Here is a 19,353-nt window from a genome sequence, read left to right as displayed (position 1 = left end):
ACGCCGCGGCCACGCGGCCAATAACACAGATGGCACCATAGGCAGGGTGAGTCCTAGCCATCTACCGCACCATCCGCCGCGCGTGCTGGAGCAATCCACGAAGCTGCAGAACGTCCTCTACGAAATTCGTGGACCGGTGGGTGCGCATGCGGCACGGCTGGAGGCGGAGGGGCATCGCATCCTCAAGCTGAATATCGGCAATCCCGCGCCGTTCGGATTCGAGGCGCCCGACGTGATCATGCGCGACATCATCGCCGCGCTGCCGTATGCCCAGGGCTACTCCGAATCGAAGGGCATCCTCTCGGCCCGGCGCGCCATCGTGACCCGCTATGAGCTGGTCCCCGGCTTTCCCGAACTCGATGTCGACGGTGTCTACCTGGGTAACGGTGTCTCCGAGCTGATCACCATCACCATGCAGGCGCTGCTCGACAACGGTGACGAGGTGCTCATCCCGGCACCCGATTATCCGCTGTGGACCGCCATGACCAGCCTGGCCGGCGGCACCCCGGTGCACTACCTATGTGACGAATCCAACGGCTGGCAGCCCGATATCGCCGATATCGAGTCGAAGATCACCGACAAGACCAAGGCGCTGTTGGTCATCAATCCGAATAACCCGACCGGCGCGGTGTACTCCACCGAGGTGCTGCAGCAGCTGGTCGACCTCGCGCGCAAACATCAACTGCTGCTGCTCGCCGACGAGATCTACGACAAGATTCTCTACGACGATGCCAAGCACATTTCGCTGGCGACGCTCGCGCCCGATCTGCTCTGCCTCACCTTCAACGGACTCTCCAAGGCCTACCGGGTCGCGGGCTACCGCTCCGGCTGGTTGGCGATCACCGGCCCCAAGGAGCATGCGGCTGGTTTCCTCGAGGGTATCGATCTGCTGGCCTCGACCAGGCTTTGCCCGAATGTGCCTGCGCAGCACGCGATTCAGGTGGCACTCGGCGGACACCAGAGCATCGAGGATCTGATCCTGCCGGGCGGGCGACTGCTGGAGCAGCGCGATGTCGCGTGGGAGCGACTGAATATGATCCCGGGTGTTTCCTGTGTGAAGCCGAAGGGTGCGCTCTACGCATTCCCGAAGCTGGATCCGAACGTCTATGAAATCCACGATGATTCGAAACTGATCCTGGATCTGCTGCTGCAGGAGAAGATCTTGATGGTGCAGGGCACCGGGTTCAACTGGCCGAATCATGATCATGTGCGGATCGTCACGCTGCCGTGGGCACGGGATCTCGCGGTGGCCATCGAGCGTTTCGGGAACTTCCTCTCGAGTTACCGGCAGTAGCGGCCGGGTGGTCCGAACCCACTCGCCAGCGTGCGCTGGGCTACCGGATCGCCCCGCTTCCGGGTCCAAAACCGACCCTGCGTACGGATATTTGCGAGTTTTGGTTACTAGCTAGCGCTAAACGAGACTTTTTGTGTACAGTGTCTCTTGGCACTTCGAGTGCCCGGTCAAGTTGTCTACCCCCCCTGGACAACCTGACCTCGGGTTAGGCTGCCTACCCCCCTGGGCGCCGACCTGCGGGCGGCGGAGACATCCCCCTGCTCTCCGCCGCCCCCTCCCGATTTCCCCCGGATACAGCATCGCGAAGCGATTCGATGAGGGGTGACGGGGTGGGCGTCTTTTATGGCTCCCGTTGTTCGCTGCCGGTCCGCGAAGCCGATCTTGAAAATGAAATCCTTTAAGCTCGCACCCGGGACTGCAGATGAAAAGGTAGGAGTCCGGTGAGCCAGCGACCGACAACACCGCGCGCGTCGCGCACAATGGGGCCGAGCGTCGAGGCGGCGTCATGAGCGATCACCACCATCACCACGACCACTCTGCTCCGATCGCGATCGGCGCGACCGCCGCCCGTGTTGTTGTCGGGCTGCTCGCCGCGATCGGTGTCGTGGTCGTCATTGCCGCGATCGTGCTGTGGCCGAGCAGCCAGCACATCGATATCCCGCTGCCGATGCAGAACGCGGGCGGTGGCGCGGTGCAGACCGAGGCCGGAACGGTCGTGATGCAAGACGTCGGTGCGTGCGGCAGCAGTTCGATCGGCAAGGTGTTCATCGACAAGCCCGAGCAGCCGCGCGCCGCCGGCTATACCTGTCAGCGCAGTCTGATCAGCATCGATTCGGGTCCGCACAAGGGCAATCACACCCTGTTCGAAATCGCGCCCGGCCCAGGACAACCCGACCTGCACGCCGGTGATCACATCCGGATCGTCCGGCAGACCGATCCGAGCGGGATGCCGTTGTACTCGTTCGAGGACTATTCGCGCGGGCTGCCGCTGACCCTGATCGTGCTGGCGTTCGTGATCGTGGTCATTGTGGTGGCGCGCTGGCGTGGGTTGCGGGCACTGCTCGGGCTGGTCTTCGCTTTCGCGGTGCTCGTGCTGTTCATGCTGCCCGCGTTGTTGGACGGCAAGCCCGCTATTCCAGTCGCGTTGGTCGCGGGCGCGATGATCCTGTACGCCGTGCTGTATCTCGCGCACGGCGTGAATCTGCGCACCAGTTCGGCGTTGCTCGGCACGCTGACATCGATGATCGTCGCGGCGGTGCTGTCCTGGATCGCCATCGAGATCACCCATCTGACCGGACTGTCCGAGGAACAGAACACCAACGTCGCCACCTACATTCAGCACGTCAGCATTACCGGCCTGCTGCTGGCGGGCTTCATTATCGGTTCGCTCGGCGTGCTCAACGATGTCACGATCACCCAGGCTTCGGCCGCCTTCGAACTCGCGGCCATCGACGAAGCCGCCTCGCGCCGCGAGGTTTTCGCCGCGGCCATGCGCGTCGGCCGGGACCACATCGCGAGCACGGTCTATACCCTGGTGCTGGCATATGCGGGTGGGGCGCTTCCGCTGCTGCTGCTATTCAGCGTAGCGGGCCGTTCGATCCGCGACGTCCTGACCGGTGACGCCGTCGCCATCGAAATCGCCCGCTCCTCCGTCGGCGGTATCGCGCTGGCCCTTTCGGTCCCGTTGACCACCGCCATCGCCGTCATGCTCGCCCGTCCCTTCGGACACAAGCCCGAGCCCGCGACGCCCACCCGACATTCACGTCACGCGAAGTCCGAGTCGTCCGCCTCGGCCCGGCGCTCCGGTGGTGCGACGCGCCCGGCGAAGGCGTCGAGCGGCGCGGTCACCACCGATACGACAGATACCGGACGTCGTCGGCGGATCTCGGATCAATCCTGGGACGAGTCGGGCACCGGCTCGAACAGGCAGGTCTCCTGGAACGACCAGCCCGCGAATCCCCGCGCATACGACCGTGATCGCGGTTATCGCAGCGCCGATGCATCGGACTATGAACGTGATTACGACACCGACCCGCGCGGCTACCGTCGCCCCGACCCTCGCGGGTATGGCGGCGCGTGGGGCGACGAGGGTCATCGGCACTGATTGCGAGTGTCGTCAACCACGCATACGCGTCGCGACCAAAGCCGGTAGGAGCCGCTCAGCGCGGCGCGGGTGCCGGGAAGGGGAAGATCTCGGGCGGAATGGTCGGCACCACGATCGGTGGAAGGCCAGGTACGACAATGGTATTCGGGCCGGGTGTGGGCGGGGCGTCGGTGGTTGTCGTGCCGCGGCGCGGGGGCGGGGCGGCCAGCGATTCGTTGGACTCGGTGGTGCTGGCCGGAGCGACGGCGATCTGTGGATCGAGGGTGGTGGTGCGGGGCGGGCTGGTCGGGGCGACCGAGGTGGGACGGTCACTGCTCTGCGAATCGCGCGTGAGAACCTGTGGACCGTAACCGAGTCCGAGGCCGATCGCGGCGACGACGGCCAGTGCGCTGACGGTTAGTACCGCACCATTGATTTCCCGCTTGCCGCGGCATCGCTTGGGCGGTGCGGACAGCCAGGCAGGCGCGAGCTCATCGTCATCGAGCATCGAATCCGCGGCGGGCGCGTGCTGCCGCGGGGTCGGGATGACCGTGCGCACCGGACGCGCCAGCAGGGCGGCACCGCGGGTGACCACCGTCTCCGGGCTGTCGGGAACGATGACCGGCACACCCATCCAGCGTTCGAGCACCTTGGCGATCAGCGGAATTCGCGCACAACCGCCGATCGCGAGCACACCGTGCACCGGGCGATCCGAGCGCACGATGACATCGCGCGCCATCCGCGCCGACGATTCGATCGCCAGCATGATGAGGGATTCGAAGTTCTCCTGGGCCAGCAGCACCAGACCCTGTTCGCTGGGTAGTGCCACGGCGGTATTCGAGGACAGTTGCTCCTTGGCCTCGCGGCACAGTGCGTCCAGGGCGGCCAGCCCCGCCGAATCCGGCGGATGCGCGATCCGGCCCGACGCGATCTGCTGTTCGCGGATCAGCGAATCCAGATAGTCGCCGCTGATATCACTGGTGCGTTCGCTGTGTCGGATCTCACGGGTCTGAGTGTCGACGACACTGACTGTCAGTCCGGAGCTGCCGAGATCGTAGACGACGAGCGAGGAGATGCCGCGAATATCCCCGGTGGCCTGCGCGAATTCGACCGCGGCGACGGTTTCGGGCACCAGTTCGTAGTTGGTGAGCTGCTGGCGTGCCATGGCCGCGCGCAGCGCCTTGGCGTGCTGCTCACTGCGGTAGGCGATCGCGGTGGCCTCGATGCCGGGCATGGATTCCAGCGTCACGCCGATCGCCTCGGCGGCCAGCTCCTCCACCTGGTGTTCGACGACCGGAATGGTCTGCAGATCGAAGGAATGCGGTGCGATGGGGCCGTGGGGGCTCGCAGTGTGTGGTCGCGCCATACGGACGGCGCCGGCCCCCACCGAAACTCCCAGAACCGAACTCATCAGCTGCCCATCCCGTTTCACACATCACGACATGCGAGCCTGCGCCGTCCGCCGGTGGATCGGCCCGCTCTCGGGACCCTACCGTCGACGTCCGACAGACCCGAAGGCAGGACCTGATCGTCCCGGCGTCGCCCCCGCGTCGCAGGCAACTCTACGGCGTGCCGAGTCCGGCGTACACCCATCCGGCATCTCTCCAGGTGGCACGATTGAGACAGTTCCGACCGTCGATGATCGACCGCTTGCGAACCACCGGATCGAGGTCTTGCGGACGCAATGCGACGAATTCGTCCCACTCGGTCAGCACCAGCACCACATCGGCGCGATCACACGCCTCGGTCACCGAGGTCGCGTAATTCAAGGTGGGGAAGACCCGGCGCGAATTCTCCGCCGCCTTCGGGTCGTACACCGTCACCACCGCGCCGTGCAGCTGGATCATCCCGGCCACATTGAGCGCGGGTGAGTCACGCACATCATCGGATTCGGGTTTGAAGGCCGCGCCGAGCACCGCCACATTGGCGCCGAGCAGCGATCCGCCGCAGGCCCGTGTGGCCATATCGACCATCTTGGTGCGGCGGCGCATATTGATGTTGTCGACCTCGCGCAGGAAGGCCACCGCGTGATCGGCGCCGAGTTCGCCGGAGCGGGCCATGAACGCGCGGATGTCCTTGGGTAGGCAGCCGCCGCCGAAACCCAGTCCGGCATTGAGGAATCGGCGGCCGATACGCGCGTCGTAGCCGAGTGCGTCGGCCAGCATGGTCACATCCGCACCGGTCGCCTCGCAGACCTCGGAGACGGCGTTGATGAAGGAAATCTTGGTCGCGAGAAAGGCATTCGCGGAGACCTTGACCAATTCGGCGGTGGCCAGATCGGTCAGCAGGAACGGCACCTCGGCCGCGATCAGATCCGCGTAGATCTCGCGCACCAGATCCTCGACCCAAGCCGCGCCCGCGCGCTCTCGATCCACACCGAGCACCAGTCGATCCGGCCGCAGCGTGTCCTTCACCGCGAAACCTTCTCGCAGGAATTCCGGATTCCAGGCCACCTCGACCTCGGCACCGGTGAGTGCGCGGGCCCGCGCACCCAATGCCGCGGCGGTCCCGACCGGCACCGTCGACTTTCCGACGATCACCGACGGCCGCTCCAGCAGCGGTGCGAGCGTATCGACCACGGCGTGCACATATTTCAGGTCCGCGGCGTACTCGCCCTTCTTCTGCGGCGTCCCCACCCCGAGGAAATGCACCTGGGCATGGTCGGCCGCCTCCGCGTACGAGGTGGTGAACCGCAGCCGACCGGCGTCCAGGTTCCGGCGTAGCACCTCCTCGAGCCCGGGTTCGTAAAATGGCACCACACCATCGGACAGCTTCGCGACCTTGCCCGGATCGATATCCACGCCGATCACATCGTGTCCGAGCTCGGCCATGCACGCCGCGTGCGTGGCCCCGAGGTACCCGGTTCCGAAGACTGTGCATCGCATGATCGATTGATAGGTCCCGCCGATGGCCGCCCCACGTCAGCGAGGCAATGGCCTCGGCAACAGCAGATGTACAGGTGGCGACATGAATTGCCGATAGCCGTGCTGACCTGCGCGAACTCATCTGGTGACGGCCCGGTTACGATCGATCTCGTGCGACGCCAGCGCAAAATCCGGGCCCGCAGCGCCTGGGCGGCATTCGGCGTTGCGGTGGTGGCGCTGGTCGTGGGTCTGTGGCCGGTCTATGTCCGGCCGCAGGTCGATGCGCCCGCGAAAGCCGATGCGATTCTGGTGCTCGGCGGCGCGCACGATGGCCGCGAAAAGCTGGGACTGCGGCTGGCCAGCGCGGGTTACGCGCCACGGGTGCTGTTCTCCGACCCGTATGAAAACAGCCCGCTGATGAATCGAATCTGCCACAGCCACTACAGCTTTCAGGTCACCTGCTTCGATCCGTCGCCGCGCACCACACGCGGTGAGGGCCGCGAACTCGCCGACCTCGCCGCATCGGAAGGTTGGCGTCGAGTCATCGTCATCACGTTCACTCCGCATATCTCGCGGGCCCGCTACATCCTCGGGAAATGCTGGGACGGTCAGGTGCTGATGGTGGACTCGCGGCCGCGTCTATCGATCGTGAGGTGGGCCTACGACTACATCTACCAGTCCACCGGATATCTCAAGGCAGCCTTCGAAGACTGTTAGCACACGCAAGTGCAGGCAGGTGGCATCAGTTTGATTTCCGGGGTGAGACCGACGTACATTGCGTCTCGTGGGGCCGCACGGCGACCCGATGCAATGACCCGGGAGGGTAGATGGATTACGACTGGTCAGCGGCCGATCTGGCCTTTCGCGACGAGGTTCGCGCATTTCTCGACGAGAAGCTGACGCCGCAGCTGCGACGAGCCGGGCGCTTGGCGACAAGCGTGTACCCGGACCACGAGGCGAGCATGCGGTGGCAGCAGATCCTGCACGAGCACGGCTGGGCCGCACCGGCCTGGCCGGTGGCACACGGCGGATGCGATTGGAGCCTTACCCGGCACTACATTTTCCATCGCGAGTCGACATTGGCCGGTGCGCCGTCGCTCTCGCCGATGGGCATCCGGATGGTCGCGCCCGCGATAGTCGCTTTCGGTACGCCCGAACAGCAGGCCTTTTATCTGCCACGCATCCTGACCGGGGAAATCTTCTTCTGCCAGGGCTACTCGGAACCGGAGGCCGGTTCGGACCTGGCCGCGCTGACCATGGCAGCCGTCGACGACGGTGCCGATTTCGTCTGCACCGGCAGCAAGATCTGGACAACCCATGCCACCGAGGCGAATTGGATCTTCTGCCTGGTCCGGACCTCACGTGCGGGGAAGAAGCAGCAGGGCATCACCTTCCTGCTCATCGATATGACCACGCCGGGCATCGAGATTCGCCCGCTGGTGATGACCTCCGGCGAACAGGTGCAGAACCAGGTCTTCTTCGACAACGTCCGGGTGCCGAAGTCGAATGTGCTCGGTCGGATCGATGACGGCTGGACCGTGGCGAAATATCTGCTCGTGCACGAGCGCGGCGGTGCGGCCGCGCCGATGTTGCAGGTCATGGCCCAGGATGTGGCCACCGCGGCGGCCGAGCAGACCGGGCCGGACGGCAATCGGCTGATCGATGACGCGGCGTTCGCGGCGAAGTTGGCGGAGGCTCGAATTCGCACCGAGGTACTCGAAATCCTGGAGTACCGCACGCTTTCGGCGATGGCGAAGGGCAAGACCCCGGGTCCGGCATCCTCGATGCTCAAGATCCTGGCCACCGAATTGAGCCAGCGGCTCACGGAATTGGCGCTGGAGGCAGCCGGTCCGCGCGGGCGGGTCTATCAGCCGCATGCCACCGCGCCAGGTGGGCCGATCGCCGAATTCACCCCGCCCGCCGACGGTTATCGCAGCGGCGCGGACTGGCAGGCCGTCGCGCCACTGCGCTACTTCAACGACCGGGCGGGCTCGATCTACGCGGGCAGCAACGAAATTCAGCGAAATATCCTCGCCAAGGCAGCATTGGGGCTCTGATGGACTTCACCTTCACCGATGAGCAGGAACTGCTGCGCGACGCGGTGGCCGGATTCCTCGGCGCCCGTTACGAATTGGCCGAAAGCCGAGACGCCGCGAAATCCGATGCCGGTTGGCAACCGAGCGTGTGGCGCGGATTGGCCGAGGAGCTGGACATTCTCGGCGCCACCCTGCCCGAGCGGGTCGATGGTATGGGCGGCGGTCCGATCGAGCTGATGATCATCACCGAGGAACTCGGCCGCGCGCTGGTCGTCGAGCCGTATGTCGACACCGTGGTGGTCGGCGCCGGTCTGTTGAATCGCGCCGGTGGTGAGCGCGCGGATTCGGTACTGCGCCAGATCGTTTCCGGTGCGGCGCGGACCGCGTTCGCGGCGCTGGAGCCGAACTCGGGTCAGACGCTGCACGACATATCGACCACCGCGCGTCGCGATGGTGACGCGTGGGTGCTCGATGGTGTCAAAACCGTTGTGACCAGTGCGCCGTTGGCGACGCATCTGCTCATTACCGCGCGCACCGCCGGTGCTCGGCGCGATAAGGACGGCATCTCGCTATTCCTCACCGCATTCGATGCCGGCAATCCCCCAGCCGGTGTCGCGGTGCATTCGTATCGGACGATCGACGACCGGGTCGGCTCCGATATCACGTTCACGGGTTTCCGATTGCCCGCCGATGGGTTGTTGGGCACCGAGGGTGCCGCGTGGGACGCGATCGATGCCACGGTGGACGAGGCGACCGCGGCCATCGCATCCGAGGCCGTCGGGTGCATGCGAAAGGTATTGGCGGACACCGTCGACTATGCCAAACAGCGGCAGCAGTTCGGTCAGCCGATCGGCGGTTTCCAGGTGCTCCAGCATCGCATGGTCGATATGTTCATCGAGCTCGAGCAGGCCATTGCCGCGGTGTATCTGGCCGTGTACTCATTGGGTGCGCCAGCGGCGGACCGGGCGCGTGCGGTCTCGGCCGCGAAGGTCACCATCGGTCGGGCCGCGCGCTTCATCGGCCAGAATGCCGTGCAACTGCACGGTGCGATGGGGATGACCGAGGAGCTCGCGATCGGCCACTACTTCAAGCGCCTGACCGCGATCGAATACGAATTCGGTTCCAGTGACCAGCATCTCGCTCGCTATGTGGCACTGACGAGGCCGTAGACGTGACGGACGGGTGCGCCCCGAAAACGTGGCGAGTGAGCGGGCGGCGCGATGCGATGCCCCGACCGCTCAAACGTAGTGAGTACGAGATCGTATTTATCACCATCGAAGCGCAGAAGGGCTGGACCGACTGCCTCGCGGCTGCACGTAACGCCATGGTCGAGGTGTGGTAGCCGCTCACGCGTGAACCGGAAGTGCGATCAACGCGGCTCTATTCGCTGAAGGGCGAGTTGCACTACGGCGTCAACCAGGGGCGAACCTTCGAGCGGTATCGGCACAAGTTCACCGACAGTGGCAGACTCGGGTATTTCGTCGAATAACGAACCGCTGTGGTGCTTCGCGCGAGACAGCGATCGGCCCGGGTGCGCACTACTGCGCACCCGGGCCGATCGCTTATTTCCGCTTACCCGTCAGTTCTTGCGGCCGGGGGCCTTGGCGCCGGATTTGAAGCCGAGGCCGCCGGGCTTGGCGGGTGGGGGTGCTACCGGGGGGGAGCCGTTGCCGTTGGCGGGCTGGTCCGGTTCGTCGGCGGGTTGCGTTGCGGCCTCCGGGGTTGCGGGGGTCGGTTCGGCGGGGGCCGATGGTGCCGGGGAGGCCGCGCCGGGGGCCTTCGGGCCGGGCCGTTTGAAGCCGGACTTCATGGCCAGGCCCTTGGCGGGGATGGACGGCTTGGTTTCGGTTGGGGTCGAAACCGGTTCGGTGGCGGGGGTTTCCGCTGCCGGGGCCGCTTCGGCGGGGGCCGAGGCTTCCGGTGCCTTGGCTCCGGGTGCTTTTGCCGCGCCCTTCATGGCGAGCCCCTTGCCCGGTGCCTTCGCCGGACCCTTCATTGCCAGACCCTTGACCGGCGGTGCTGCCGGGGCCTCGGCGGCGGGTGCTGCTTCGGTGGCGGCGTCAGGAGTTGCCTTGGCTCCAGGTGCTTTCGCGGCACCCTTCATGCCGAGGCCCTTGCCCGGTGCCTTGGCGGGGCCCTTCATCGCGAGGCCCTTGACAGGTGCGGCCGGAGCAGCCTCCTCGGCGGGAGTCGCCTTGGCTCCCGGTGCTTTGGCGGCACCCTTCATGCCGAGACCGCCACCGGGTGCCTTCGCGGCACCCTTCATACCCAAACCTCCGGGTGCCTTGGCGGCACCCTTCATGCCGAGTCCACCACCGGCCGGAGCCGCCTTCGGTTCGGCGGGCGCCGCGGCGGCGGGGGCCGGTTCGGGTTCGGCGGCAACCGGTTCCGGCTCGGGGGCCTGCTTCGGTTGCTGCACCACGGTCAGGTTCTCGGTGAGCTTCGACGGGTCGACCCGGTCGATGGCGTCGAGCATCAACTGCGCGACATCGACGACCTCGACGCCCTGGCCGACCTCGCCGCCGTCCTTGCGGGCGGTGACACCGTCGGTGAGCATGACGCGGCAGAACGGGCAGCCGGTCGCGATCTTGGACGGTTCATTGCCACCGTTCAAGGTGGACAGCGCCTCGTCGACGCGATCGATATTGATGCGCTTACCGAGTTGCTCTTCCATCCACATCCGCGCGCCACCGGCACCACAGCACATGGAACGTTCGCCGTGGCGCGGCATTTCGACGAGGGTGGAGCCGGAGGCCTCCATCAACTCGCGCGGTGCGTTGTAGACCTTGTTGTGTCGGCCCAGGTAGCACGGGTCGTGGTAGGTGACATTCTGCGATACCGAGGCAACCGGGATCAGCTGCTTGGTACGCACCAGCCGGTTCAGCAGCTGGGTGTGGTGCACCACCTCGTATGTGCCACCGACCTGGGGGTATTCGTTGTTCAACGCGTTGAAGCAGTGCGCACAGGTCACGACGATCTTCTTGCGCGACTGCTCGACACCCTCGAACACCGAGTTCAGCAGTTCGATGTTCTGCTGCGCGAGCTGCTGGAAGAGGAATTCGTTACCTGCCCGGCGCGCGGAGTCACCGGTGCACGTCTCGTCGGCGCCGAGCACCATGAACTTGACGCCCGCGGTGGCCAACAGCTCCGCGACGGCCTTGGTGGTGCGCTTGGCGCGGTCCTCGTACGCACCCGCGCAGCCGACCCAGAACAGGTACTCGTACCCGTCGAAGGAGTCCGCGTCCTGGCCGAAGACCGGGATCTGGAAGTCGAGTTCGTTGATCCAGTTCAGCCGGTCCTTGGCGTTCTGGCCCCACGGATTGCCCTTGTTCTCCAGGTTCTTGAACAATCCGGCCAACTCGGAGGGGAACTCCGACTCGATCAACACCTGGTAGCGCCGCATATCGATGATGTGGTCGACGTGCTCGATATCGACCGGGCACTGCTCGACACACGCACCACAGGTGGTGCAGCTCCACAGCACCTCGGGATCGATGATGCCGTTGACCTCCGCATCGCCGACCAGCGGACGCTCCGCCTCGGCCTTTGCCACCTCGGAGATCTTGGCCAGCTTCTTCTCATTGGGCTTGCCGTCGCCGTCGACCAAGCCGATCTCGTCGCCGCCCATATCTTTGCGGCCACCGGCCAGCAGATAGGGCGCCTTGGCGACGCCGTGGTCGCGCAGCGACATGATCAGCAGCTTGGGCGACAACGGTTTACCGGTATTCCAGGCCGGGCACTGCGACTGGCAGCGACCGCATTCGGTGCAGGTGGTGAAGTCCAGCCAGCCCTTCCAGGAGAAGTCCTCGACCCGGCCGGCGCCGAAGGTATCGACATCCGGGTCGGCGGTCTCCATATCGACCGGCTTGCCCTTGGACATCATGGGCTTCGCGGCACCCAGTGCGACGCCGCCGTCGTCCTCACGCTTGAAGTAGATATTGAAGAAGGCCGCGAACCGGTGCCAGGCCACACCCCAGTTGATATTGCGACCGACCAGCAGCAGGAAGGTGCTGCCCGAAACCATCTTGATGAACGCGAAGACGGCAACCATCGCCACACTGGACGGCAGCAGCTCGGCCACCTGCATGGTGAAGAAGTCGGTCCACACCTCGGAGTGGCCGTAGGTGGCGATCTTGCCCGCCTTCACCATGACCATGCCGATGCCCTCGAGGAACACGATGGCCTCGATGACATACGCCGGTCCGAATCGGGAGCCGCTGAATCGCGACAGCCGCGCGGGCACTCGTGGGTGGTTGAGCTGGCGAATGGCGATCAGCACCAGGATGCCGATCACGGTGCCGATGCCGAGCAGTTCGTCCCACAGATGGTAGATGCCCCAGCTGCCGATGATCGGCCAGTGGAATTCGGGATCGAAGGTCTGTCCGTATGCCTCGAAGTACAGGATGAAACCGCCGAGGAAGCCGATCATCACCAGCCAATGCGCCCAGCCCACCGTGCGGAATTTGTTCATCCGGGTGTGGGCCAGAAATTCGACGATCATCGTCTTCAGGCGCGGGAAGAATGGTCGCCAGCGATCCGGCGCGGGTTGGCCGATCATGATCGCGCGGGTCATTGTGCCGACGCCACCGACGAATGATGCCCAACCCAACAGGCTGAACGCCACACCAATCGTGCCCAGCGTCACTGTCAGGGCATTCATGTCGCGACCTTTCTTTAGAGGCAACACGAGCGTGGGCGGCGATCTGTCCGCCCGGTTGGCTCGTATCCTAACTGCCAGTAAGTTACCCACCGGTAACTTAATTGTCTATCGTACGATCGGCGGTTGGTTCGTGCCCCTTCTTCCTGGGGCTTGACGCGAATTCCGCCTGTGAGGGATCTCACGAAGATCGTGCGATCCAGGTGTGGGTTCGGGCGACAACCACCGTAAACACTGCACGGTGCCCGCTCGGCGCTAAGGACAGGCTTAGTCACGCTCAGATCACAGTGTGAAAAACCGATCTCGCATCTTCATGTCGGTTCGATTACGCTCACGACGTTCTGTTTGCTGTGCTTGTCTTCACACTGCTCGGGGAGAATCCGGGGTCCGACCACCTCGGGTTGATGAGCGCTCTCGCGTGTACGGAGGCGGCTCGCGGACAACCTGATGATGGATTGGAAACTGAATGAATCTCCGCAGCACCACCGCGGCTGCCACGATAGTCATCGGCGCCATGACTGTCGGATTCGGAGTTGCTCACGCCGAGCCGACCCCCGCGGTCGCTCAACCGATCAGCTACTCCGTCAAGCTCGTGGACAAGACTGTCGTCACGACGCTCAAGGGGGGAACATTCGAGCTGACGAAGTCCGACGAGGAATTGACGGAACCGGACCTCTACACCGTCAAGGACGAGCTCGGTAACGCCGTCGTCTCGGTGCCGCTCGACGTCAATGTCGACCAGACCCCGGTCGATGTCAAGCCGGTCGTCAAGGACGACGGTAAGGTCCTCGAACTGACCCCTGACCAGAGTGTCAAGCTCGATCAGAAGGTGAATACGGTCAACGCCGTCGCCAAGCCGATCGCCTCCCCGGAGGAAGACCAGAAGGCGATGAACGAGTTCTCCACTCAGTTCGGCATCGCCACGGCGGTCGGCGGCTTCGTCGGCACCGCCGTCGGTGTCGTCGCCGGTGGCGTCATCGGCTGCATCCTCGGCCTGCCGTTTCTCGGTGTCGGCTGCATTCCGGCCGCGATCGCGGGCGCCGGGATCGGTGGCATCCTCGGCACCCTCGCCGTCGGTGGTCCGATCCTGACCCTCGCGGGCATCGACCTGGTCAACACCCTGCAGGCGTCGCCCGGCACCACCAAGTTCGCCGACAAGGCGGTACCGGCCCAGCAGCCGGCGTCGGCCCAGCAGCCTGTGCCGGCCCAGCAGCCGAACTGATCTCGATCGAACTCGACCGGTCCGCTCCCACCAGGAGCGGGCCGGTTGTGTTTTCAGGCCTGGCGTAGGTGCAGATCCAAAGTACCGCTGAAGGTTTCCTCGTCCCTGCGCCGCCCGAAGCGGCCGAAGGAACGCTCAGCCATCTCGAACGAACCGTCCTCGCGCACCAGCAGGACCGTGCTCGCCCTGGTCCCGTGCAATGCGTTGGCGATGAATCTGGCCGAAAGCGTGCGCTCGCGTCGCAGCGGAACACCGGTGTGCGGCAGCAGATCGTCTGGCGCCTCAGTGCGATCTGCCAGCACCTCGAAGTAGCGCTCCACATTGCCGGGATCCGATTCGACCACCGCGCGCAGATCGGTGAGGCCGCCGCGCACCTTGGGCCAAATGGGTTGCGGCGCTTCGAATGCGGCCGAGGAGCCCGGTGCGGCCGAGGTGATGGACATGCCGTTGGATACGCCGTGGAAGCCCGGCGTCAGCTCGCGGGGCGGTAGCGCACTGCGGTTGGAATGCCACCACAGCGATTCGAGATCCGAGACCAGCACGTTGTAGCCGTTGTAGTCGTCGGGGGCGGCCGTGACATCGAGTACGTACTTTTCCGGGCCGGGTAGTTCACCGGTTCGCCGGTCACCGGTGCCGCGCAGGAAATCCATCAGCAGCGCCCCGCGCGAACGTGCGTCGCCGCGTTCGTCTTTCGGATTGCGCACATTGGTCACGGTGGCAAAACGGTTGCGGCCCTTGTCTTCCCGAGACAATCCGAGCCAGGTACCCGGCGGATCGCCCGCAACCTTGCGCAGCGCACCGAGATCGCGTCCGGCCAGTAGCCCGGGTACCTCGGACCACCATCGCATCGACTCGGTCGGGCGGGAGTAGAACTCGTCGCGGTTGGCCGCGACGATCAACCGATACTCCGGATGGGCCCGCCAACCGATCAACACCAAACACATGTATTCCAGGATGCCGGAAGGTCGCCGGGCCCCACAGGGCATTGGTGCGCACTCGGGCAACGCAAGTTCAGTGGATCGCGTCGAGGACAGCGAAAAGGCCGACAGCGTCGCCGCTGCCGGCCTTTCGAGGGGCTGGTGTCAGTTGTTGACCTTCAGGCCCGGATTGTCCGAAAGGACCACGCTGACCGGCTGTGCGAACAGCTGGGGCGTATTGCCGGTGAGGGCGCCGATCAGATTCGGGATCTCGCAGATCGGGAAGTCGGCCACCGACGATGCGCTGGAGATACCGAGTGCCATCCGGCCCGAGACGATCGCACCGCCACTGTCACCCGGCAGGGCGCAGATATTGGCCGAGAAGGCCTGGGTGAGCTCCCGGTCGCCGACCTGCACGGTCTGGTCCACCGCGTTCACGATGCCGCAGCTGAAGCCGGTACGCGCACCGGACTTGCAGACCGGAGCACCGACCACCGGAACGGCGACGCCCTCGACCGCGACCGGCTGGCCGGGCTGGCGCACGAAGTTGTTCGTGAACCGGTCCCTGGCCTGATCGTTGATCCGGATGATCGAGTAGTCCTGGGCGCCGAGCACCGACTTCTGGAACGTGCCCACCTGCGCACCCGGCCGATCACCGGCCAGCTCGTAGACGCCGGCAGCATTTCCGGAGCCCGCCGACGCGATGTCGGGGTTGCAGTGGCCCGCGGTGATATTCACGACGTTGCCGTTCCGGTCGGTGCCGTTGAAGCCGAGCGAGCAGCGCAGCGACGTCCGCCCGGCGATCGAGGCGAAGCCGTCGCCACCGGCCAGTGGACCGGTCTGCATGGCACCCGCGACCGGAGTGGTCTGCAACTGCTCACCGGCGACCGGCGGGGCCGTCACGATGACCCGCGCGGGATCGACGAAGTTCGGCATCGGCAGGCCGGCCTGCTCGACCCGGACCGCGATGCTGTTGTTGACGGGATCGACCACCACGCCGCGCACCAGCGCGGAGACCGCCTCGGGCTGCCCCTCCAGCCAGCGCTCGAACGCGCTCTTCTCACCACGCAGCGCCGCCTCGCTCTTGGCGACATTGTGGACCTCGAAGCCGGCCGACGTGGCCGCCTGCCGGGCCTCATCGGCGCCGGGGCCCTGTGCCAGGGCCACGACCGCCCTGCCACCGTCGTCGAGCCACGAACCCGCGAAGACCTGCGGGAACTGGCGCTGCGCCGTGGTGGCGAAGGCCGCGAGCTGCTGGGCCAGATCGGCCCGGTGCAGGTACTCCTCGGGGGAGATCTTCAGATCGCGGCTGACCGCGGCGATCAGGTCGGCGGGCAGGGCCGGCTGGTCGGGTTGTGCGTTCGCTACTGCCGCCGTTGGACCGAACAGCAGAATCGCCGCCGAAGCGGCGATTACTGCTTTTCGGACCCGGGTCTGTCGCGCAGCTGATCGGAACTGACCTATACGTGGCAGGAGCATGCCCATACCTTAAAGTGTCGGGCCGGTTATGCCTACTCGAGTCGGGATGTTGTTCGGCCCACTAACCGACCGGCCGTCGGTTTGTCGGAAATACGGTGTCCGACAAGCCCTCTCACCCGGCGTTCGGACGGGTCCGCAGCGCTATGCCGGTGCCGACGCCGCCGCCCGCGGACGCGTCGATATCGGCCAGGATCGAACGGATCGGAATTCCGAGCGTCGCGGTGCCGCCGTACTGCGCGAGGGCGATATTGGCCTCGTTGCAGTCGGGTGCGTCGGCCGCATTGGAACCGCTGGTGATGCCGAGGGCCAATGTGCCCGAGACGATCGCGCCGCCGCTGTCGCCGCCCAACGTGCAGGCCGAGCTGGCGAAACCACGCACGGTCTTGCTCACGCCCTCGGCGGTGTACAGCTGGGTTTCGACCCGATCGGCCACCACGAACCCGCAGGTGAAGGTGGAGGACTGGCCCGACTTGCAGACCGGTGCGCCGGTGACCGGCTCGGCGGTACCGGTGATGGTCAGTGTGGTGCCGTTGGCGCCGCGCACCGACGGCTGGTCCATGCCCGCGTTGACCGAGCGCTCGTTGAGCTTGATGACCGAGTAGTCGAGTGCGGTCGGGCCGCCGAGGCGCGCCGTGACGAAGTTGCCGAGCTCGATGCTGTTCGGGATGTCCTTGATATTGGGCAGGTAGACCGCGGCGTGCTGGTCGTCCTTTTCCAGGTTGGGGTCGCAGTGGCCCGCGCTGATATTCAGCGCGTTACCCGCCGAGTCCACACTGTTGAAGCCGAACGAGCAGACATCGACGCCGCGCAGCGAGGTGTCCTTCAGCGAGGTCGGCGCGGTGATATAGGTGTCGCCGCCCATCGGCCGGCGCTCGACAGGGCCGCCGCTGTTGGGCGAGAGGATGACCTTGACGTTGGCGACCAGCGTCGGCAGGTTCAGCGCGTGGCCGACCGGCGTATTGGCGACCGACAGCACCAGCTGGCTGTTGAGGAAGTCGACCGCGACGGAGTTGATCGACTGGGAGATCTCCTTGGGCAGCGTGTTGATCCACTGATTCAGGTGCACCAGCGAGTTTTCCAGGCTGTTCGCCGAGATCGGGGCCAGATGGGTCTGGTAGCCGTCGGCCGCGGCGATCTTGGCGGCGTCGACCGAGGTGACCGCGACGACCGGTTTACCGTCGCTGCCCAGCCAGGCGCCGGCGTAGGTGTCGGGACGTTCGTTGCGGAACGATTCCGCGTATTCGCTGAGTTCCTGAGCCTCGGCGGAGCGTTCCAGATACTCCGCGGGCGTCATCTTCAGATCGCGGGAGATGGCTTCCACGAGATCGGGCGGCAAGTTCTCGGCGGAAAGCTGCCCTGGTGCCGCCGGTTCGGCCGAGGCGGCGGTGGTGACGAGCAGGGGTGCGATGAAAACGGTCGCGGCGAATCCGATCGTGGCAGCCTTGACCGCGGCGCTGCGCGCCACCAACTTGCGCATGAAGTCCCTTCGTCGGCACGGGTGTGCCAGCTACATCCGTGGGCCATGGCCTGAATCCGTTGGCGCACAGTCTTCGTCCAGCAACAGACCTGATGGCCGCAAATCCTCCGACTACACCGGTCAGCCGATCACTTTAAGGCACAAACCCGGGTAGGTCGCTGCGAAATCAACCAGGAGGTGCCATCTCGTACGGAAATGGCTGCTGCCACGGCAGCTGCGTCCAGGTCGGCGGCGTCCACATGGGGAAGCCGGGCCGGGTGGTCGTGGTCCGGCCCGGTCGGGTGGTGGTCGGTGGTGTCGTGGTGGTCGGTGCCGGCGTGGTGGTCGGTGGTGTCGTGGTCGGCGGCTCGGTGGTCTCCGGTTCGCTGCTGGTGATGACCACGGGCGGTTCGGCGGTCGGCGGCTCGGTGGTCTCCGGTTCGGTCGTCAGGTCCACCGGCGGCTGCGGGGTCGGGCTCGTGGAGACCTGGTCGGATTTGGCGTCGCGCACCGGCGGCACCGGGGTCGAGCCCGGATCACGGAACAGCACGGCTACGCCGATGCCGCCGAGTATCAGGCCGATACCGACCGCGACCGCGATCAGCAGCGGTGTGCCGCGGTCTTTCTTGTTCTTGGGGGTTGCGGCGGGGGGCGGCTCCGGTGTGGTCGCCTCGACCGCGGTCGGCGCGACCAGCGGTGCGGCGACCGGCATCGCCGCCGAATAGGCCTGCCGCTGGACCTCGGGCGTCGGCACCGCCGGGATGACATCGGTGACGACGGTCGAGTTCTCGGCATTGCTCGGATCCGGCGGGGTCGCGCCCGCCGGGGTCGCCAGCACCGCGGCCAATGCCGCGCGCGCGGCGTCGTAGGCATAGGACAGCTCCGGTGCGACGGCATCGCTGCCAGGGAGGTCGCCCTCGCTGACCAGCAATACCGACTTCAGACCCAGGTAATCCAGTGCGTCGCGGAGCGAGAGCACGTACTCCGACGGCCAGCCCGCCGGATAGGTCGCGTAGAACTCGGCGGCGCCGTTGAGATGTTCGGCGGTCAGATTGATCAGGCAGAACAGTGCGGTCGCGACCAGATCCTCGGCCCGGTACGCCGCACCGTCGTCGACGGAGATACCGGCCGGATCGCCGACCGACGAGGCGAAACCGGTGATCGAATGCGTTTGACCGGCCGGGACCGGTCCACCGAGAACGGTGTCGCCGTCATCGGACATGTGCAGGATCGACTCGCGCACGACGAACGTCGGTTCGCCGTTATCGGTGATTATGGCCGCTGTGCAGTTGTCCTCGGCGATGCGCAGGCCCACCCCAGTGGCCATCCTCAAATACCTCGCTTC

Annotated in this window: 13 protein-coding genes and 1 pseudogene; 7 read left to right on the top strand and 7 right to left on the bottom strand. The window is 65.7% G+C overall.

The window, feature by feature from the left end; all coding sequences use genetic code 11:
* Positions 1–37 precede the first annotated feature (37 nt).
* Complete coding sequence (locus tag AB0L58_RS36545; protein WP_364394700.1) at positions 38–1,294, top strand: pyridoxal phosphate-dependent aminotransferase; 1,257 nt, start codon at positions 38–40, stop codon at positions 1,292–1,294.
* A gap of 505 nt (positions 1,295–1,799) precedes the next feature.
* A pseudogene (locus AB0L58_RS36540) lies at positions 1,800–3,020 on the top strand (YibE/F family protein); the annotation flags it as partial.
* Between the two features lie 433 nt (positions 3,021–3,453).
* Here AB0L58_RS36540 and AB0L58_RS36535 read toward each other — a convergent pair.
* Positions 3,454–4,788, bottom strand: a complete 1,335-nt coding sequence (locus AB0L58_RS36535; protein WP_364394604.1) for an Hsp70 family protein — start codon at positions 4,786–4,788, stop codon at positions 3,454–3,456.
* Between the two features lie 151 nt (positions 4,789–4,939).
* Entirely contained in the window at positions 4,940–6,262 is a 1,323-nt protein-coding gene (locus tag AB0L58_RS36530; RefSeq protein WP_364394602.1) for a UDP-glucose/GDP-mannose dehydrogenase family protein, read from the bottom strand.
* 150 nt (positions 6,263–6,412) lie between these two features.
* On the opposite strand from AB0L58_RS36530, the gene AB0L58_RS36525 reads away from it, so the two are divergent.
* From AB0L58_RS36525 to AB0L58_RS36510, 4 genes are all read left to right on the top strand, one after another.
* Complete coding sequence (locus AB0L58_RS36525; protein WP_364394600.1) at positions 6,413–6,958, top strand: YdcF family protein; 546 nt, start codon at positions 6,413–6,415, stop codon at positions 6,956–6,958.
* A 110-nt stretch (positions 6,959–7,068) separates the two neighbouring features.
* On the top strand, positions 7,069–8,298 hold the full coding sequence (locus AB0L58_RS36520; protein WP_364394598.1) for an acyl-CoA dehydrogenase family protein: 1,230 nt from the start codon (positions 7,069–7,071) through the stop codon (positions 8,296–8,298).
* The gene (locus tag AB0L58_RS36515) at positions 8,298–9,446 is read left to right on the top strand and encodes an acyl-CoA dehydrogenase family protein (protein WP_364394596.1); all 1,149 of its coding nucleotides are present in this window, start codon (positions 8,298–8,300) and stop codon (positions 9,444–9,446) included. Before AB0L58_RS36520 ends, AB0L58_RS36515 begins: the two co-directional genes overlap by 1 nt.
* Positions 9,447–9,640: 194 nt before the next feature.
* Positions 9,641–9,766 (top strand): hypothetical protein, encoded by a 126-nt coding sequence (locus AB0L58_RS36510; RefSeq protein WP_364394594.1) that lies wholly within the window; start codon positions 9,641–9,643, stop codon positions 9,764–9,766.
* A 90-nt stretch (positions 9,767–9,856) separates the two neighbouring features.
* Here the strand turns inward: AB0L58_RS36510 and AB0L58_RS36505 are convergent, their stop codons facing one another.
* Positions 9,857–12,937: a (Fe-S)-binding protein gene (locus AB0L58_RS36505; RefSeq protein ID WP_364394592.1), complete on the bottom strand. Its 3,081-nt coding sequence runs from the start codon at positions 12,935–12,937 to the stop codon at positions 9,857–9,859.
* Between the two features lie 463 nt (positions 12,938–13,400).
* On the opposite strand from AB0L58_RS36505, the gene AB0L58_RS36500 reads away from it, so the two are divergent.
* The gene (locus AB0L58_RS36500) at positions 13,401–14,156 is read left to right on the top strand and encodes a hypothetical protein (RefSeq protein ID WP_364394590.1); all 756 of its coding nucleotides are present in this window, start codon (positions 13,401–13,403) and stop codon (positions 14,154–14,156) included.
* A 53-nt stretch (positions 14,157–14,209) separates the two neighbouring features.
* On the opposite strand, the gene AB0L58_RS36495 is transcribed toward AB0L58_RS36500, so the two are convergent.
* The 4 genes from AB0L58_RS36495 to AB0L58_RS36480 form a co-directional block, all read right to left on the bottom strand.
* Positions 14,210–15,100 carry an NRDE family protein gene (locus AB0L58_RS36495; protein ID WP_364394588.1) on the bottom strand — a complete coding sequence of 297 codons (891 nt, stop codon included), beginning with the start codon at positions 15,098–15,100 and terminating at the stop codon, positions 14,210–14,212.
* A gap of 138 nt (positions 15,101–15,238) precedes the next feature.
* A complete protein-coding gene (locus AB0L58_RS36490) occupies positions 15,239–16,552 on the bottom strand; it encodes a S1 family peptidase (RefSeq protein ID WP_364394585.1) in 1,314 nt (437 codons plus the stop codon).
* 112 nt (positions 16,553–16,664) lie between these two features.
* Complete coding sequence (locus AB0L58_RS36485; RefSeq protein WP_364394583.1) at positions 16,665–18,029, bottom strand: S1 family peptidase; 1,365 nt, start codon at positions 18,027–18,029, stop codon at positions 16,665–16,667.
* A gap of 166 nt (positions 18,030–18,195) precedes the next feature.
* Positions 18,196–19,335 carry a hypothetical protein gene (locus AB0L58_RS36480; RefSeq protein WP_364394581.1) on the bottom strand — a complete coding sequence of 380 codons (1,140 nt, stop codon included), beginning with the start codon at positions 19,333–19,335 and terminating at the stop codon, positions 18,196–18,198.
* Positions 19,336–19,353 lie beyond the last annotated feature (18 nt).

The sequence above is a fragment of the Nocardia sp. NPDC052112 genome (assembly GCF_040680135.1).
Taxonomy (GTDB): domain Bacteria; phylum Actinomycetota; class Actinomycetes; order Mycobacteriales; family Mycobacteriaceae; genus Nocardia.
This window is presented reverse-complemented; position numbering and strand designations above follow the sequence as displayed.

Bases quoted from the DNA above. Each gene is read 5' to 3' on its own strand.
- AB0L58_RS36535 (WP_364394604.1), bottom strand. From the start codon at position 4,788: ATGAGTTCGGTTCTGGGAGTTTCGGTGGGGGCCGGCGCCGTCCGTATG.
- AB0L58_RS36530 (WP_364394602.1), bottom strand. From the start codon at position 6,262: ATGCGATGCACAGTCTTCGGAACCGGGTACCTCGGGGCCACGCACGCG.
- AB0L58_RS36520 (WP_364394598.1), top strand. From the start codon at position 7,069: ATGGATTACGACTGGTCAGCGGCCGATCTGGCCTTTCGCGACGAGGTT.
- AB0L58_RS36515 (WP_364394596.1), top strand. From the start codon at position 8,298: ATGGACTTCACCTTCACCGATGAGCAGGAACTGCTGCGCGACGCGGTG.
- AB0L58_RS36505 (WP_364394592.1), bottom strand. From the start codon at position 12,937: ATGAATGCCCTGACAGTGACGCTGGGCACGATTGGTGTGGCGTTCAGC.
- AB0L58_RS36500 (WP_364394590.1), top strand. From the start codon at position 13,401: ATGAATCTCCGCAGCACCACCGCGGCTGCCACGATAGTCATCGGCGCC.
- AB0L58_RS36495 (WP_364394588.1), bottom strand. From the start codon at position 15,100: ATGTGTTTGGTGTTGATCGGTTGGCGGGCCCATCCGGAGTATCGGTTG.
- AB0L58_RS36490 (WP_364394585.1), bottom strand. From the start codon at position 16,552: ATGCTCCTGCCACGTATAGGTCAGTTCCGATCAGCTGCGCGACAGACC.
- AB0L58_RS36485 (WP_364394583.1), bottom strand. From the start codon at position 18,029: ATGCGCAAGTTGGTGGCGCGCAGCGCCGCGGTCAAGGCTGCCACGATC.
- AB0L58_RS36480 (WP_364394581.1), bottom strand. From the start codon at position 19,335: ATGGCCACTGGGGTGGGCCTGCGCATCGCCGAGGACAACTGCACAGCG.